Origin of the sequence: Mesorhizobium opportunistum WSM2075, from assembly GCF_000176035.2 — a bacterium.
Classification (GTDB): Bacteria; Pseudomonadota; Alphaproteobacteria; order Rhizobiales; family Rhizobiaceae; genus Mesorhizobium; species Mesorhizobium opportunistum.
On sequence record NC_015675.1, the window covers coordinates 4968163 to 4984376 of the forward strand.

Below are 16214 nucleotides of genomic sequence, written 5' to 3' on the forward strand. Positions count from 1 at the left end.
AGGCGGCAATTTTCGACGGTTTGCAGAAAAAGCACAAAAACAAAAATTACCTTGTTTAATCAAAGTGGTGGGCGATGACGGGCTCGAACCGCCGACATCTTCGGTGTAAACGAAGCGCTCTACCAACTGAGCTAATCGCCCGCTCCGGGCCGGACCTTTAAGCGGTCGGGACCGGCTTCGCAAGGCCAAATGAAAAGGCGACGCCCTGTTCGCGGGCCGGATTTGCCAACAAAACGCCGGCTGTCAAAAAACCTTCTCCAGTTTGCTGTTATGATGGTTTGGTGCGCTTGACACCCGGTGGCGAACCCCTTATCCAGCGCCCCAACGACGAACACGGCTGACACGTGCTCGTCAATGCGCGGGTGTAGCTCAGTTGGTTAGAGTGCCGGCCTGTCACGCCGGAGGTCGCGGGTTCGAGCCCCGTCACTCGCGCCATTTCTCTCAAGGGTTTCAAACTCTTGGTACAAGGGAAATGCCGACATAAATTGTCAAAGTCCACTTTCGGAAATGAAGTGTCGAGGCGCGGTCAGTGATCGCTCCCCGCGCCGGTCGTACACGGCCGACGGTCTTCACAGCCGGCTTCAAAAAACAAACATGCATAAGCGACGGTGCGGCAAACGGGAGGCCACTCCAATATGCTGAAAAGCGGCTCTTGAAACCGTTGAACCGTGTCTGATTGCGGATCCGGCTTGCGGATTTGCCCACAAAGCGCTCCATTCATTTCGCAGACAGCGGAGCTGCACAGATATGCTGCCGAAACGGCATGGAGGACTTACAGTGTCAATCGCACGAAACATTCCTATACGCACGATATTCACGCTCCTTTACCTGGGTGCCGTAACGACGATCGCCACCGCCCTTTTCCCGGCGACCGCGTCGGCCGACCGGCTGCAGCAGTGCGCGCGCGAGGGCGGCATCTGCCGTCTGCCGTACCCCGCCGAGGTGGTGTACGGCGCCCGGGGCCGCACCACCTCGCGCTATATCGAGCGAAACGCAGTACCCTGTTCAAATCGCGTTTTTGGCGACCCAGCACCGGGCAGGCCGAAGTCGTGCTTCATCGTCATGCGCGACCGGGACCAGTCGGATGACGATTACGACGCGCCGCGCCGCGAGAGCTGGGCGGTCTGTGCCGATGAAGGTGAGTTCTGCGACTTCGATGGCCGCAAAGTGGTCAGGTACGGAGCGCGCGGCCGATTCACGCAGGACGTGTTCCGCAACGGTGTCCAATGCGACAACGATGTATTCGGCGATCCCGCGCCTGATCAGAGAAAGCGCTGCTACATCAAGCAGTAATTGGTCAGACGATCGCTCACGGGACATCCAAGGCGCATCGCGTTGAAGCGGATTCATGCGACTCGCTTTGGGCCCTTAGTTTCAAGGCATGCCGTTCTACCAAAACCGAGGTCCCAAAACCGAGGTCATTGTTGGGCGGCATGCCTTAGGGCTGGAACAGCCTGATCGTTCGGTCGGCCCGCGAACCTCAATTATCTCAACCCTTCGCCAGCAGCGCCTCGACCTCCTGCAGCGTCGGCATCGATGGCGCCGTGCCTGGACGGGTCACGGAAATACCGGCGACGGCGCAGGCGAAGCGCACAGCCTCCAGCGGCTCCACGCCTCGCGACAGGGCCGCGGCGAAGCCGCCGTTGAAGGCATCCCCTGCTCCGGTGGTTTCAACCACCGGGCCCGCGCTGACGACGGGAACATGCTCCGAGCGATCCTTCGCGTGCAGAAGCGCGCCCTTGTCGCCGAGCGTGACGATGACCGTGCCGACGCCCTTTTCGAGCAGTCTGTCCGCGGCGGCCCGTGCTTCGCCGACCGAAGAGACCTTCATGCCGGTCAATTCCTCCGTCTCGGTTTCATTGGGCGTGAGATAGTCGCAGAGCGTGTAGATGCGATCGGGAAGCTTTGCCGCCGGAGCCGGGTTGAGGATGGTCGTCACCCCTGCCCCGCGCGCGATCTCCAATGCCCGCATCGCCGCATCGATCGGCTGTTCGAGCTGTGTGACGAAGACGCCGGCGGCGCGGATCAGATCCGCGTTGGCCTCGATATCCGCCGGCGAGATCAGCATGGCGGCGCCCGGGCTGACGATGATGGCGTTGTTGCCGCTTCCCTCCTCGACGAAGATGTAGGCGGCGCCCGTGTAGCTGTCCGGCGTGTCGATGACGGCGCTTTTCACACCCGCCTGCGCCCAGGTCTGCTTCGCCATGTCGGCGAAGGGGTCAACGCCAAGGCGGCTCAGAAACGTGACGTCGGCGCCGAGCTTGCCGGCGGCGACCGCCTGGTTGGAGCCCTTGCCGCCAGGTCCGAGCTTGAACGAATTGCCGAGAATCGTTTCGCCCATGCGCGGCTGGCGATCGGCGCGATAGGCGGTATCGGCAACGAAGACCCCCAATATGACCACAGGCTTCATGACGACCGGCTTGCCCGAGGCCATGCCGCTACTCCGCGTCCGGCGGGACGACGCCCTTGCGGAAGGCAAAGCAGCCATAGAAGCGGCGCTCGCCCGTCTGGATGACGCAATAAGCCTGCTTGGCGCGCTCATAGAAGGCATAGCGCTCGACGGAGATCATCGGCCAGGCCTTGCCCTCGGCTTTGTCGATCTCCTTTTGCACTTCCGTCTGCACCGGCGGGATCTCGTCGGGCTTGCCGACGATTTCCATGCGCGCGGCCGAGTCGTCGACGAACGTATCGAGCGGGTAAAGCGACAGCACCGCCTTGACCACCTCGGCGGCCGGCGCATCGATGCGCAGGAGCTTGCCATGCACGGTCTGCTTCGCCACCGAAGCGGCAGGAAAATTGGTGTCGGCGATGATCAGGTCATCGCCATGTCCCATTGCCCGCAATGCCTGGAGCACGTCGGCATTGAGCAACGGATGGATCCCTTTGAGCATGATGGTCCTCGTGAAGTCCGTTTGAGATTGGAGACGCCGTTAGAGACGCTGATGAGATCAAAGACGTTGGCCGGTCTCGGCGTCGAACAGGTGGATATGGTCGAGCCTTGGCCGCAGCTTGAGCGTGTCACCGGGTTTGAAGTCGTGGCGCTCGCGAAACAGCGCCACCATCTCGCCATCGCCGAAGCGCAGGAAAACCAGCGTCTCCGAGCCGGTCGGCTCGACCACCGAAATCTTCGCCGGTACGCCATCGGGATGGATTTCGAGATGTTCCGGGCGCACGCCGTAAACGACGGCCTGACCGTCCTGCACGGTATTGTTGGGGGCGATCGGGAACAGCGTTCCGGCTATGTCGACGCCATCCTTGCGCACGACACCCTTGAGCAGGTTCATCGAAGGCGAGCCGATGAAGCCGGCAACGAAGAGGTTCGCCGGCCGGTCGAACAATTCCAGCGGCGCGCCGACCTGCTCGATGCGGCCGTCGCGCATGACGACGATCTTGTCGGCCATGGTCATGGCCTCGATCTGGTCGTGGGTGACGTAGATGGTTGTGGTCTTCAGCCGCTGGTGCAGTTCCTTGATCTCGGTGCGCATCTGTACGCGCAGCTTGGCGTCGAGGTTGGAGAGCGGCTCGTCGAACAGGAACACCTGCGGATTGCGCACGATGGCGCGGCCCATGGCCACGCGCTGGCGCTGCCCGCCCGAGAGCTGCCGGGGATAGCGCTTCAGATAAGGGTTGAGGTCGAGGATGTCGGCGGCGCGCTTGACCCGCTCGGCGACCACGGCCGGATCGGTCTTCCGCAGCTTCAGCGCAAAGGCCATATTCTGCTCGACCGTCTTGTGCGGATAGAGCGCGTAGTTCTGGAACACCATGGCGATGTCGCGCTTGGCCGGCGGCAAATGATTGACGACGCGGTCGCCGATGGCGATCGTGCCACCCGAGACGGTCTCCAGCCCGGCCACCATCCTGAGCAGCGTCGACTTGCCGCAACCCGAAGGGCCGACCAGCACCACGAATTGGCCATCGGCGATATCGACGCTGACTTCGTGCAGAACCTTGACGGTTCCGAAGGCCTTGGCCACTTTGCTGATTGCGACTTGAGCCATGTCTCCCCCATCGGCTCCACCAGCCGTAGGCGCAGAAGCTAACCAACGCGACCTGTCAGGGCAAGTCGGTCCCTTATAGATAAAAACCCGATCTCGTTGACACGCCATCGCGTTGCGAGAATAGTGATGGTCGCCAATTCCGAATGCCGGACCTTTGACCGGAAGACGGAGCTCCAGGCGGACACTGGGTGGGGTCTCAGGTCCCTGTTTTATCGAGGAGAACCGTCGACGTTCCGGCGTCCGAGAGAAGTTGGCATTTCAATCACGGCTGTTGTTCTGGGAGGAATGGTACATGAGAGTCGATCTTTACGAAAAACTGACCCGTGCCGGCGCTACAAGGCGCGACATATTGAAGGGCGCGGCCAGCATGGCCGCGATCGCGGCGGCATCCGGCGCGGGGCTCGGCGCCCTGACGCGCCCTGCTTCCGCGGCAAGCGAGCTACGCAAGCAAATCCTGCAGATTCCCGGCGTTGGCAAAGGCCAGCCGACCGATGCCGACTTCCAGAAGGTTGGCGAGCTCTGCCTCGAAGCGACCAAGGCCAATGTCAAGGAAGGCGAATTCGCCGGCGTCGAGCTGACCTTCATGGGCCTCAACAACCAGAACCTGCACAATGTGCTGTTCCGCGGCTTCCTGAAGCCGTGGGAGGCCTATACCGGCGCCAAGATCAGCTGGATCGACCTGGCGCAGGCCGACTACAATGCCCGCCTGCAGCAGTCGATCGCCACCGGCACCGTCGACTTCGACATCATCGAGATGGGCGCGCCCTTCGAGGGCGATGTTTGCGGCAAGGGCCTGACCTCCGAGATGCCCGACTGGGTCAAGACGCAGATCGATTTCGACGATCTCGTCAACTACCTGAAACCGCCGGTCGGCACCTGGAACGGCAAGCAGTACCGCGTGACCGTCGACGGCGACGCGCACAATTTCAACTACCGCACCGACGTGTTCGCCGATGCCGATCTCGCCAAGGCCTGGAAGGATGGCGGCGGCGAAGGCGAATGGGGCGTGCCGAAGACCTGGCAGCAGGTGCAGGCCGTGACCAAGTTCCTCAAGGGCAAGAAGCTCAAGGACCAGGACGTCTACGGCTATCTCGACGCGCCAAAGCCGTGGGGCGGCTTCGGCTTCTACTTCCTCGGCAGCCGCGCCACCGCCTATGCCAAGCACCCCGACGACAAGGCCTGGCTGTTCGACGCCGACACCATGAAGCCGCGCGTCAACAACCCGGCCTGGGTGCGCGCCATCCAGGACGTCATCGACGCGCTGCCGTCCGAACCCGCCGACCAGATCAACGCCGACCCCAACACGACCGCCTTCCAGCAGTTCCTGGCGGGTACCGGATCGATGGTCACCTGGTGGGGCGACGTCGGTTCCAACGTCAAAACGAACGATTCCTCGGTCATCGGCGACGTCACCGGCTTCTCGATCCTGCCGGGCTCGGACGACGTTTACAATTCGAAGACCGGTAAGTGGGACAAGCTCGCCAGCGGGCCGAACTACGCGCCGAACTGCGCCTATCTCGGCTGGGGCGTCTATGTCATGGCCCGCGTCGATGCCGACGAGAAGAAGAAGAAGGCGGCATGGTCCGCGGCCGCCCATCTCGGCGGCAAGGACCTGTCGATCTGGACGGCCATGTACCCGTCGGGCTTCCAGCCCTACCGCAACTCGCATTTCGACATTCCCGAGTGGGTGGCGGCCGGCTATGACGAGGCCTTCATCACCTCGTATCTCAAGTCGGAAGGCGACAGCTACAACCACCCGAATGCGGCGATCGAGCCGCGTATCCCCGGCATCTTCCAGTACTATTCCGCCGCCGAGGATATTTTGGCCAACACCTTCGCCGGCAAGATGAAGGCGCAGGAAGGCGCGGACGCCATTGCAGCGGCCTGGGAGAAGCTGACCGACCAGATCGGCCGCGACAACCAGATCAAGCTCTACAAGGCCTCGCTCGGCATGTAGGCTGGCCTATGAACCGTGGTCCGGCGGCAACGCCGGACCACTTTAGACCGGCTCCGGCTCATCGAGGAGCCTTCCAAACGGGCGAGATTTGTGACTGACCAGACTTCGACCGCAAACCAGTGGCCGGCAGATGCCGGTGCTTACGATCTGATTTCCCCGGCCCGCAAACGGCTTGGCTGGGCGCTGATGGCTGCGGCAACGCTCGGCCTGCTGGCGATCATCGTGATCGAGATCCTGTACAAGACCGAGGCCGGCACCGTCGGCTTCGAGACCTGGCGCCCGGTCGTCTATGCCTATGTGCTGTGGGGCGTGGCGCTCGGCGTCGGCCAGGTGCTGATGCGCGGCGAGGACGGCCAACGCGCGCTGTTCCTGCTGCCGGCGCTGCTGTTCACCATCGCCATGGTGATCTTCCCGACGCTGTTCGGCTTCTACATCGCGCTGACGGACTGGAACCTGAGTTCGTTCTCGGGCCGCAAGTTCAACGGGCTCGACAATTTCTGGCAGATGCTGGGTGATCCTTACTACCGCAACGCGCTGTTCAACATGGTGCTCTACGTGCTGGCGGTGCTGGTCGAATATGTCATCGCCTTCGGGCTGGCGCTTCTGCTCAACGCACAGATCCGGGCGCGAAAATTCTTCCGCGTCGTCTTCCTGATGCCGCTGATGCTGTCGCCGGTCGCCGTATCCTGGATGATCGGCAAATCGCTGATGGAGTACCGGTTCGGCCCGGCGGCGACGCTGGCGCGCCATCTCGGCTGGGAAAATCCCGCCTTCTTTTCCGACCCGATCATCGCGCGCATCTCGATCATGATACTCGATGCCTGGACCTTCATTCCGTTCATGATGATCATGCTGCTGGCCGGCCTGCAGGCCATGTCGCGCGAGGTGCTGGAAGCGGCCCGCGTCGACGGCGCCAATGCCTGGCAGACCTTCTGGCAGGTCACCTTCCCGCTGATGCTGCCGGTTTCGGTGACCGCTGTCATCCTGCGCATCATCTTTAAGCTGAAGCTTGCCGACATCATCATCACCGTGACGTCCGGAGGCCCGGGCGGCGCGACCGATTCCGTCTCCAGCTTCATCTACCGCGAATACCGCGACCGCTCGAATGTCGGCTACGGCACCATGCTGGCGATGGCCTATCTCGTGATCATCGTCGTATTCGTGACCTGGCTATTGAAGATCGCCAACCGCTTCGTGCGCAACGTGAACTAGGGCGGCCGGATCATGAGCGTTCAGACAACCGAATACACCGTTTCCGAAATCCGCTCTCCAGCGAGCTTCATCACCAGCCGTGTCGTCATCTACGGCGCGCTTGTCTTCTGGGCCTTCATCTGCCTGTTCCCGATCTACTGGACGATAACGACCTCGTTCAAATCGGCGGTCGACGTCACGCAAGGACATCTGATCCCGTTCGTCGATTTCTGGCCGGACTGGAAAGGCTGGCGATCGCTCGGCCTGTCGCCGGATTCGATCTTCCAGACCTCCACGGTGCGCGACGAGTTCTTCAAGCGTTTCATGAACTCGGTCATCACCTCGGTCGGCGCGTCGAGCCTCGCCATCGTCATCGGCAGCCTCGCCGCCTACGGCCTGACGCGCTACCGCTACAAATTCGCCTGGTTCAAGAACGAGGACATCTCCTTCTTCTTCCTGTCGCAGCTGATCCTGCCGCCGGTGGTGCTCGCCCTGCCCTTCCTGGTGCTCTACCGGGAAGTCGGGCTGCTCGACACCCGCATCGGGCTGATCCTGCTCTACACGCTGATGGTGCTGCCGATCGTCATCTGGATCATGCGCGACCAGTTCAACTCCATCCCCGTCGAGCTCGAGGAGGCAGCGCTCGTCGACGGATTGTCGATCTGGGGCGCTTTCTTCCGCATCGTCATGCCGATCGCGCTGCCGGGCATGGTCGCCGCCTTCATCCTGGCGATGGTGCTGTGCTGGAACGAGTATTTCTTCGCCGCGCTTTTGACCTCGACCGATGCCAAGACCATTCCCGTCATGGTAGCGAGCCAGACCGGCTCGCAAGGCATCAACTGGTGGTCGATGGCAGCGCTTGCCACCGCCGCGATAGCACCGCTGGCGGTCATCGGCATCGCGCTGGAGCGCTATCTGATCATGGGCATGACCGCGGGAGCGGTGAAGTAGCGGTTGCCGCTCTTCCTTCTCCCCTTGCGGGAGAAGGAAGAACCTCCGCTAGCGCCTGAGGATTTCTCTCAGATGATCCATAATCATCGCCACGCCCCTCTGCCCCAACTCCGCCGAGGCCTCCGGCGCGCTTGCCGTGTACCAGCCGGTGTTATCGGCGAAGTGGGCGGCATCGACAGCTTCCGGACATAACGCCAACATCAGCGATGTCTCGCCGATGCCGGCGTGGTCGAACGGGTACTTGCCGTTCATGGTCGCCGGCATCAGCGGATGCACCTGCACCCAGTTGAAGAAGTTTTCACCCGCGGCATGCCCGGAATAGTAGTCGGCCATCTCCTGCGAGCCCCACCAGCCCTCGCCGCGCTGCTTTTCGAGGAAACGGAAGATCGCCTGACGGCCGGCGGTCTTGAAGGCGAGGTCGGTCGGCATGCCGGCGGCAAAGTTCTCGGTCTGGTGGTGGATGACGGCGTGGATGTTGCGAAAGCCGATGCGCAGCAGGCCGTAGAACAGCTCTTCCGCGAACGGCGCCAGCTGATTGCCGCCGACCTGCACCGAGCCGGTGCCCTCCGGCGGCGCCACCGCGTAGCTCGCGGCACCGTAGTAGAAGGGCGGCAGGATGACGACCTCCCTCTCCTTCTCGAACAGTTCCAGCGTCTTGACGACAGCCAGCGTGTCCATGCCGACAGCCATGTGCTCGCCATGGTATTCGAGCACGCCGAGCGGCAGCGCGACCGGCCAATTCTCAGCGATCGCCTTGCGGATCTGGTGCGGCAGCATCAGTTCATAGCGCATGATCTATTCCATGTTGGTGTGGCGGGCGCGCATGGCTTCAGGCGACGCACCGGTCAGGGATTTGAGCTTCAGCACCATCACTTCGAACAGCAGGAACAGCGCTCCTTCGAACACCGAGCCCATCGGCAGCACCGATGTCTTTTGCGCGCCCTGATCGTTGGCCATGGTCTGTGCGGGAATGAGCAGCGTGAAATCGGCGCGCTTCGCAGCGCTGCTTTCGGCCTGGGCGGTCAGCAGAAGGTTGGTCGCGCCGGCGGCGTGCGCAACCTGCATCAAGGTCAGCACGGTCGTGGTTTCTCCCGGTCCGGAACTGGCCAGGAAGACGTCGCCCGGCCCCAGAGGCGGCGTGTTCATGTCGCCGACCACGGAAACCGGCAGGCCGAGATGATAGAGCCGCATGGCGAAGCCCTTGACCTGCAAGGCCTCGCGGCCGCAGCCATAGACGACGACCCGTCCAGCATCAGCCAGCATCTTGCAGGCGGTGTCGATCCGGCTCTCGTCGACGCGCTCCAGCACGCCGCCGAGTTCGGCAAGCGCGGTCCTGAACAGGGTTTCGTTCCGGTCGCTCACGGCAAACCCGCTCTCGAAATCATCTTGCGATTTTCCCACGAACAGCTTGATTTCGTTCATGCTAGCAACCGCGAAAATGCGTGTCCAACGCCGCGCGGCGCTTTTGCCTGATCACAGGCATGATAGTGTCATGCCAGACAAATCAACCCACAGATCAATCCGGGACACTGCAGGACATGAAGACACGGCATTTCGACCGCATCGGCAATGGCGGCATCACTTTTACCGAGCTCGGCTTCGGCACCGCGCCGCTCGGCAATCTCTACCGCGCCGTTTCGGATGAGGATGCCAATGCCACGCTCGAAGCCGCCTGGGGGACCGGGTGCCGCTACTACGACACCGCGCCACTCTACGGGCTTGGCTTGTCGGAAACACGCCTCAACCCGTTCCTGCGCGGCAGGAAGCGCGACGACTATGTGCTGTCGAGCAAGGTCGGCCGCATCATGCGCGCCTGCCCGCCGGAGCAACGCACGGGCATAGGCAAGTTCTTCGACACGCCGTCGCGGCGCGAGGTGTACGATTACAGCTATGATGGCGTCATGCGCTCGTTCGAGGCCTCGCTGGAGCGCCTCGGCGTCGACCGCATCGATATCCTCTTCGTGCACGATGTCGACATCTTCACCCATGGCAGCAAGGAAGCGTCCGACCAGCGCATCGAGGAGTTCATGCGCTCGGGCTATTACGGGCTGCTGTCATTGCGTGACCAGGGCGTGATCAAGGCGTTCGGTGGCGGCATCAATGAATGGCAGGTTGCCCAGACGCTGGCCGAGCGCGGCGATTTCGACCTGTTCCTGCTTGCCGGGCGCTACACGCTGCTGGAACAGGAGGCGCTGACGTCCTTCCTGCCGCTCTGCCAGAAGCGCGGCATCGGCATCGTTCTCGGCGGCCCCTACAATTCCGGCATCCTGGCAACCGGACCGAAACCGGGCGCCTACTACAACTACTCCGAGGCCCCCAAGGACATCCTTGAGCGGGTCGCCCGCATCGAGGGCGTCTGCAAGCGCCATGGCGTCAGGCTGATCGAGGCGGCGCTGCAGTTCCCGCTGCTGCATCCATCGGTCGTCTCGGTGATCCCCGGCGGCCAGCGGCCGAGCGAAGTGGAGAGCAACCGATCGCTGCTCGACGCCAAGCTGCCCGCGGCCCTGTGGGCCGACCTCAAGAAGGAAGGCCTGATGCGCGCGGATGCGCCCACCGCATAGACCGGGGCCCTGGCGGCCGAACGCACAAAAATGAAAAGCCGGGCGGGCCCGGCTTTTCTGGTCTCTGAAAAAGAAAAAACGCTTAGTTGACTGCGTCCTTGAGGCCCTTGCCGGCCGAGAACTTCGGCACGGTGCGTGCCGGGATCTTCACTTCGGCGCCGGTCTGAGGGTTGCGGCCGGTCGAAGCCGCACGCTTTGACACGGTGAAATTGCCAAAGCCGACAAGCCGGACATCGCCGCCCTTCTTCAGTTCGCCGGTGATCACGGAAAATACCGCATCGACCGCCGACTGCGCGTCACCCTTCGAAATGCTCGCGGCGTCGGCGACAGCGGACACCAGTTCGTTCTTGTTCATAAAAATTCCCTTCCATGAGAACACCGGAACTAACGACTCATCCGGCAGGAAACGGACTTTAGAAAGAAGCGCTTCCGCAACCAAGTCGAAAAGGCAGGAAAAAACCGGAAAAAGCCCGGAATTCCGGGGTTTTTCACATGAAAAAGCCGGGCGCGAGGCCCGGCTCTTCTGTTTGTGCGCTGCAACTTTAGCAATTACTAATGTGCAAGCGACTTTCCGGCATCGTCGGTGGTGTCCGTCGTGGCCGGCGGATTGACCGGTTCGACCCATTCGATCGGCTCCGGCATACGCACCAGCGCGTGGCGCAACACCTCGCCGACCCGCGAGACCGGAATGATTTCCATGCCGTTCTTCACGTTGTCCGGTATATCCGCCAGATCCTTGGCGTTGTCTTCCGGGATCAGCACCTTCTTGATGCCGCCGCGCAGTGCGGCGAGCAGCTTCTCCTTGAGGCCGCCGATCGGCAAGATGCGGCCGCGAAGCGTTATCTCGCCAGTCATCGCCACATCGGCACGGACCGGAATACCCGTCAGCACCGACACGATGGCTGTCGCCATCGCAGCACCCGCGGACGGGCCGTCCTTCGGCGTGGCGCCTTCCGGCAAGTGGACATGGATGTCGCGCTTGTCGAACAGCGGCGGCTCGATGCCGAAATCGAGCGCGCGCGAGCGGACATAGGAGGCCGCCGCCGAGATCGATTCCTTCATCACGTCGCGCAGATTGCCGGTCACCGTCATGCGGCCCTTGCCGGGCATCATGACGCCTTCGACGGTCAGCAGCTCGCCGCCGACTTCCGTCCAGGCAAGCCCGGTAACGACGCCGACCTGATCGTCAGCCTCGACCTGGCCGAAGCGGAAGCGCTGGACACCAAGGTAATCGGCGAGGTTCGCCGCCGTAATGGTCACCGTCTTCTTCTTCGTCTTCAGGATCTCGGTCACCGCCTTGCGCCCGAGCTTCATCAGCTCGCGCTCCAGGCTCCTGACGCCCGCTTCGCGGGTGTAGGTCTGGATGATGGCGCGGATCGCGTCCTCGCCGACGGAGAACTCCTTCGGCTGCAGCGCATGATCGCGCACCACCTTCGGCATCAGGTGCCGCTTGGCGATCTCGATCTTCTCGTCCTCGGTATAGCCGGCGATACGGATGATCTCCATGCGGTCCATCAAGGGCGCAGGGATGTTCAGCGTATTGGCCGTCGTCACGAACATCACGCTCGACAGGTCGTATTCGACCTCGAGGTAATGGTCCATGAACGTCGAGTTCTGCTCGGGATCGAGCACCTCGAGCAGCGCCGACGACGGATCGCCACGGAAGTCCTGGCCCATCTTATCGATCTCGTCGAGCAGGAAGAGCGGGTTGGACTTCTTCGCCTTCTTCATCGACTGGATGACCTTGCCGGGCATCGAGCCGATATAGGTGCGCCGGTGGCCACGGATCTCGGCTTCGTCACGCACGCCGCCCAGCGCCATGCGGATGAATTCGCGGCCGGTCGCCTTGGCGATCGACTTGCCGAGCGAGGTCTTGCCGACGCCGGGAGGGCCGACGAGGCACAGGATCGGCCCCTTCAGCTTCTTCTGGCGGCTTTGCACGGCAAGGTACTCGACGATGCGGTCCTTGACCTTGTCGAGGCCGAAGTGATCGGTATCAAGCACGTTCTGCGCATAAGCCAGATCCTGCTTGACCTTGGAGTTCTTGCCCCACGGGATCGACAGCAGCCAATCGAGATAGTTGCGCACGACGGTCGATTCCGCCGACATCGGCGACATTGTCCGCAGCTTCTTCAATTCGGCTTCCGCCTTCTCGCGGGCCTCCTTGGAGAGCTTGGTCTTCTTGATGCGCGCCTCGATTTCGGCGGCCTCGTCGCGGCCGTCCTCGCCTTCGCCGAGCTCCTTCTGGATCGCCTTCATCTGCTCGTTGAGGTAGTATTCGCGCTGCGTCTTCTCCATCTGGCGCTTGACGCGCGAGCGGATGCGCTTCTCCACCTGCAGGACGGAGATTTCGGCTTCCATGAAGCCCATCGCCTTTTCCAGCCGCTCCTTGACAGAGAGCGTGGCCAGCATTTCCTGCTTCTCGGGGATCTTGATGGCGAGATGCGAGGCAACCGTGTCGGCGAGCTTGGAATAGTCGTCGATCTGGCTGGCAGCGCCTACCACTTCGGGCGAGATCTTCTTGTTCAGCTTGACGTAGTTCTCGAAGTCGGTGACGACCGAACGCGCCAACGCCTCGACCTCGACCTCTTCCTCTTCCGGCTCGACCAGCGCCGTAGCGCGGGCCTCATGGAAGTCGGGACGGTCGGTGAAGGAGACGATTTTCGCGCGCGAGGCGCCCTCGACCAGAACCTTGACGGTGCCGTCGGGCAGCTTCAGCAATTGCAGCACATTGGCGAGCGTGCCGATATCGAAGATGGCATCGGGCTCGGGATCGTCATCGGCGGCATTCATCTGGGTGGCAAGCAGGATCTGCTTTTCCTGCCCCATCACCTCTTCCAGCGCCTTGATCGATTTCTCACGCCCGACAAAGAGCGGAACGATCATGTGCGGGAACACCACGATGTCGCGCAGTGGGAGGACTGCGAAGACGCCGTCGCTGGGAGCCTTGGATATTTTGGCCATTGTCCAACCTTTCATGTCGCGGCCGCTAATTGAGCCAACCGCGAATCTTATATTAACGACCGGGGATCGTTCCGCCTACCACCGTTTGTGACGGGAGTTTTACAGCACAGAAATCGGGCACCTCGGCCTTCTCGTGTTAGGTGGATGCAAGCGGGGCAAAGATCAAGAGTTAACATCGTCCGCAATCCATTCCATTGCAAAGGTCGTATGCCCCGTGACAGCAAAACGGCGCCGCAAGGGCGCCGTTCCACAAAAATATGGGCTGAAGTGCCATATCAGGCACTGACGTTGCCCTTCTTTTCCTTCTGCTCGGAGTAGATGTAGAGCGGCCGGGCGCTGCCGGTCACCACTTCCTCCGAAATCACCACTTCGCGCACGCCTTCGAGCGCGGGCAGTTCGAACATCGTATCGAGCAGGATCGCTTCCATGATCGAGCGCAGGCCGCGCGCACCGGTCTTGCGCTCGATGGCGCGCTTGGCGATCGCCGACAAGGCGTTCTCGTGGAAGGTCAGGTCGACATTCTCCATCTCGAACAGCCGCTGATACTGCTTGACCAGCGCATTCTTCGGCTCGGTCAGGATCTGGATCAGCGCCGGCTCGTCGAGGTCTTCCAGCGTCGCCAGGACTGGCAGGCGGCCGACGAATTCCGGAATCAGGCCGAACTTCAAGAGATCCTCCGGCTCGACCAGGCGGAAGACATCGCCGGTGCGCCGATCTTCCGGCGAAGCGACGACGGCGCCGAAGCCGATCGAGGTCTTGCGGCCGCGATCCGAGATGATCTTGTCCAGTCCGGCGAAGGCGCCGCCGCAGATGAACAGGATGTTGGCGGTGTCGACCTGCAGGAATTCCTGCTGCGGGTGCTTCCTGCCGCCCTGCGGCGGCACGGAGGCGACCGTGCCTTCCATGATCTTCAGAAGCGCCTGCTGCACGCCCTCGCCCGACACGTCGCGGGTGATCGAGGGATTGTCGGACTTGCGCGAAATCTTGTCGATCTCGTCGATGTAGACGATACCGCGCTGGGCGCGCTCGACATTGTAGTCGGCCGACTGCAGCAGCTTCAGGATGATGTTCTCGACGTCCTCGCCGACGTAGCCGGCTTCGGTCAGCGTCGTGGCGTCCGCCATTGTGAACGGCACGTCGATGATGCGGGCCAGCGTCTGCGCGAGCAGCGTCTTGCCGCAACCGGTCGGGCCGATCAGCAGGATGTTGGACTTCGCCAGTTCGACATCGTTGTTCTTGCCGGCATGCGCGAGGCGCTTGTAGTGGTTGTGGACCGCCACCGACAGCACGCGCTTGGCATAGGGCTGGCCGATGACATAATCGTCGAGAACCTTGAGGATCTCCTGCGGTGTCGGCACGCCCTCGCGCGACTTCACCATCGAGGTCTTGTTCTCCTCGCGGATGATGTCCATGCAGAGCTCGACGCATTCATCGCAGATGAAGACCGTCGGGCCAGCAATCAGCTTGCGCACCTCGTGCTGGCTCTTGCCGCAAAACGAGCAATAGAGCGTGTTCTTGGAATCACCGCTGTTGTTGCCGACCTTGCTCATTTTCATGTCCTTTCATGGCCGCCCGCCGATGGTCTGGCTGAAAGGGCGCAACTTCAATCTATCGCGGGAATCCGCCGCCGCCAGTGTCCCGGCTCCCGCAACGTATTCCGTACGAAACACAAATCAGAAAACGTGGCAATGATTCGCAGCTCCCCACGTAAAGCTAAGCCGTCGAAAATCAACATAGCCTTAACGTAGGCAATCCCGACCGTCGAGGGAACAGCCAATTGTGGCCGAAATGACGCAAGACGCACCAAAAGCGCGTGATGGTGCCATCCAACTGCCAACAAGCCCTTATGCCAGCGCTCCCTCGGCCGCCTCGCGCGACGAAATGACCTTGTCGATGAGGCCGAAGTCCCTGGCCTCGTCGGCGGTCATGAAATGGTCGCGGTCGAGCGTCTTCTCGATCTCTTCGTAGCTCTTGCCGGTGTGCTTGACGTAAACCTCGTTGAGGCGGCGCTTCAGCTTGATGATGTCCTGGGCATGACGCTCGATGTCGGACGCCTGGCCCTGGAAGCCGCCGGAGGGCTGGTGAACCATGATGCGGGCGTTCGGCGTGGCGAAGCGCATGTCCTTGTGACCGGCGGTCAGGAGCAGCGAGCCCATCGAGGCCGCCTGGCCGATGCAGAGCGTCGACACCGCCGGCTTGATGAACTGCATGGTGTCGTAGATCGCCATGCCCGAGGTGACGACACCGCCCGGCGAATTGATATAGAGGTTGATTTCCTTCTTCGGGTTCTCGGCTTCGAGGAACAGGAGCTGCGCGCAGACCAGCGTCGCCATGCCGTCCTCGACCGGACCGGTGATGAAAATGATGCGCTCCTTGAGGAGGCGCGAAAAAATGTCGTAGGCACGCTCGCCGCGATTGGTCTGTTCGACCACCATCGGAACGAGGTTCATGTAGGTTTCGACGGGGTTCTTCATTCGTTGTCTCTTATCTCGCGGTGGGATTCCGGCTCCGGGAAGGCTGGCAAGTGGGCTGGCAAGTCGGGCAGAATCGGTTCTGGATCGTTATTCTGTAAATAGGATGCCGGCTCATCCT

At 62.0% G+C, this 16214-nt stretch carries 14 protein-coding genes and 2 tRNA genes; 6 read left to right on the plus strand and 10 right to left on the minus strand.

The features are described 5' to 3' along the window. Positions 1-65: 65 nt before the first annotated feature. A tRNA-Val gene (locus tag MESOP_RS24030) sits at positions 66-141 on the minus strand. Between the two features lie 217 nt (positions 142-358). On the opposite strand from MESOP_RS24030, the gene MESOP_RS24035 reads away from it, so the two are divergent. Further along, positions 359-435: transfer RNA gene (locus MESOP_RS24035), tRNA-Asp, on the plus strand. A 342-nt stretch (positions 436-777) separates the two neighbouring features. Next, a complete protein-coding gene (locus MESOP_RS24040) occupies positions 778-1293 on the plus strand; it encodes a hypothetical protein (RefSeq protein WP_041164282.1) in 516 nt (171 codons plus the stop codon). A gap of 196 nt (positions 1294-1489) precedes the next feature. Here MESOP_RS24040 and rbsK read toward each other — a convergent pair whose 3' ends face one another. Genes rbsK through MESOP_RS24055 form a run of 3 tightly spaced genes read right to left on the minus strand, consistent with a single transcriptional unit; the run spans position 1490 to position 3998 of the window. Next, complete coding sequence (rbsK, locus tag MESOP_RS24045; protein WP_013895929.1) at positions 1490-2434, minus strand: ribokinase; 945 nt, start codon at positions 2432-2434, stop codon at positions 1490-1492. Between the two features lie 4 nt (positions 2435-2438). Beyond that, positions 2439-2891, minus strand: coding sequence for an RbsD/FucU family protein (locus MESOP_RS24050; RefSeq protein ID WP_013895930.1), 453 nt, complete (start codon positions 2889-2891; stop codon positions 2439-2441). 57 nt (positions 2892-2948) lie between these two features. Further along, positions 2949-3998 carry an ABC transporter ATP-binding protein gene (locus MESOP_RS24055; protein ID WP_013895931.1) on the minus strand — a complete coding sequence of 350 codons (1050 nt, stop codon included), beginning with the start codon at positions 3996-3998 and terminating at the stop codon, positions 2949-2951. Between the two features lie 292 nt (positions 3999-4290). Here MESOP_RS24055 and MESOP_RS24060 point away from each other — a divergent pair, with 292 nt between their 5' ends. The 3 genes from MESOP_RS24060 to MESOP_RS24070 all read left to right on the plus strand — a co-directional run bounded on the left by MESOP_RS24060 (position 4291) and on the right by MESOP_RS24070 (position 8097). Further along, a complete protein-coding gene (locus MESOP_RS24060; RefSeq protein WP_013895932.1) occupies positions 4291-5955 on the plus strand; it encodes an ABC transporter substrate-binding protein in 1665 nt (554 codons plus the stop codon). A gap of 90 nt (positions 5956-6045) precedes the next feature. Beyond that, on the plus strand, positions 6046-7167 hold the full coding sequence (locus MESOP_RS24065) for a carbohydrate ABC transporter permease (RefSeq protein ID WP_041164284.1): 1122 nt from the start codon (positions 6046-6048) through the stop codon (positions 7165-7167). Between the two features lie 12 nt (positions 7168-7179). Beyond that, positions 7180-8097: a carbohydrate ABC transporter permease gene (locus tag MESOP_RS24070; protein ID WP_013895934.1), complete on the plus strand. Its 918-nt coding sequence runs from the start codon at positions 7180-7182 to the stop codon at positions 8095-8097. A gap of 48 nt (positions 8098-8145) precedes the next feature. Here MESOP_RS24070 and MESOP_RS24075 read toward each other — a convergent pair whose 3' ends face one another. Both MESOP_RS24075 and MESOP_RS24080 read right to left on the minus strand, forming a co-directional pair. Continuing rightward, entirely contained in the window at positions 8146-8889 is a 744-nt protein-coding gene (locus MESOP_RS24075; RefSeq protein ID WP_013895935.1) for a creatininase family protein, read from the minus strand. Between the two features lie 3 nt (positions 8890-8892). Then, complete coding sequence (locus tag MESOP_RS24080; protein ID WP_013895936.1) at positions 8893-9519, minus strand: SIS domain-containing protein; 627 nt, start codon at positions 9517-9519, stop codon at positions 8893-8895. A gap of 116 nt (positions 9520-9635) precedes the next feature. Between MESOP_RS24080 and MESOP_RS24085 the strand changes: the two genes are divergently transcribed. Continuing rightward, the gene (locus MESOP_RS24085; RefSeq protein ID WP_013895937.1) at positions 9636-10658 is read left to right on the plus strand and encodes an aldo/keto reductase; all 1023 of its coding nucleotides are present in this window, start codon (positions 9636-9638) and stop codon (positions 10656-10658) included. Between the two features lie 82 nt (positions 10659-10740). Here the strand turns inward: MESOP_RS24085 and MESOP_RS24090 are convergent, their stop codons facing one another. From MESOP_RS24090 to clpP, 4 genes are all read right to left on the minus strand, one after another. Next, entirely contained in the window at positions 10741-11013 is a 273-nt protein-coding gene (locus tag MESOP_RS24090; protein WP_006201846.1) for an HU family DNA-binding protein, read from the minus strand. A 197-nt stretch (positions 11014-11210) separates the two neighbouring features. Continuing rightward, positions 11211-13622 carry an endopeptidase La gene (gene lon / locus MESOP_RS24095; protein WP_013895938.1) on the minus strand — a complete coding sequence of 804 codons (2412 nt, stop codon included), beginning with the start codon at positions 13620-13622 and terminating at the stop codon, positions 11211-11213. 275 nt (positions 13623-13897) lie between these two features. Then, entirely contained in the window at positions 13898-15172 is a 1275-nt protein-coding gene (clpX, locus tag MESOP_RS24100) for an ATP-dependent Clp protease ATP-binding subunit ClpX (protein ID WP_013532190.1), read from the minus strand. A 294-nt stretch (positions 15173-15466) separates the two neighbouring features. After that, the gene (clpP, locus tag MESOP_RS24105; protein WP_013895939.1) at positions 15467-16096 is read right to left on the minus strand and encodes an ATP-dependent Clp endopeptidase proteolytic subunit ClpP; all 630 of its coding nucleotides are present in this window, start codon (positions 16094-16096) and stop codon (positions 15467-15469) included. Positions 16097-16214 lie beyond the last annotated feature (118 nt).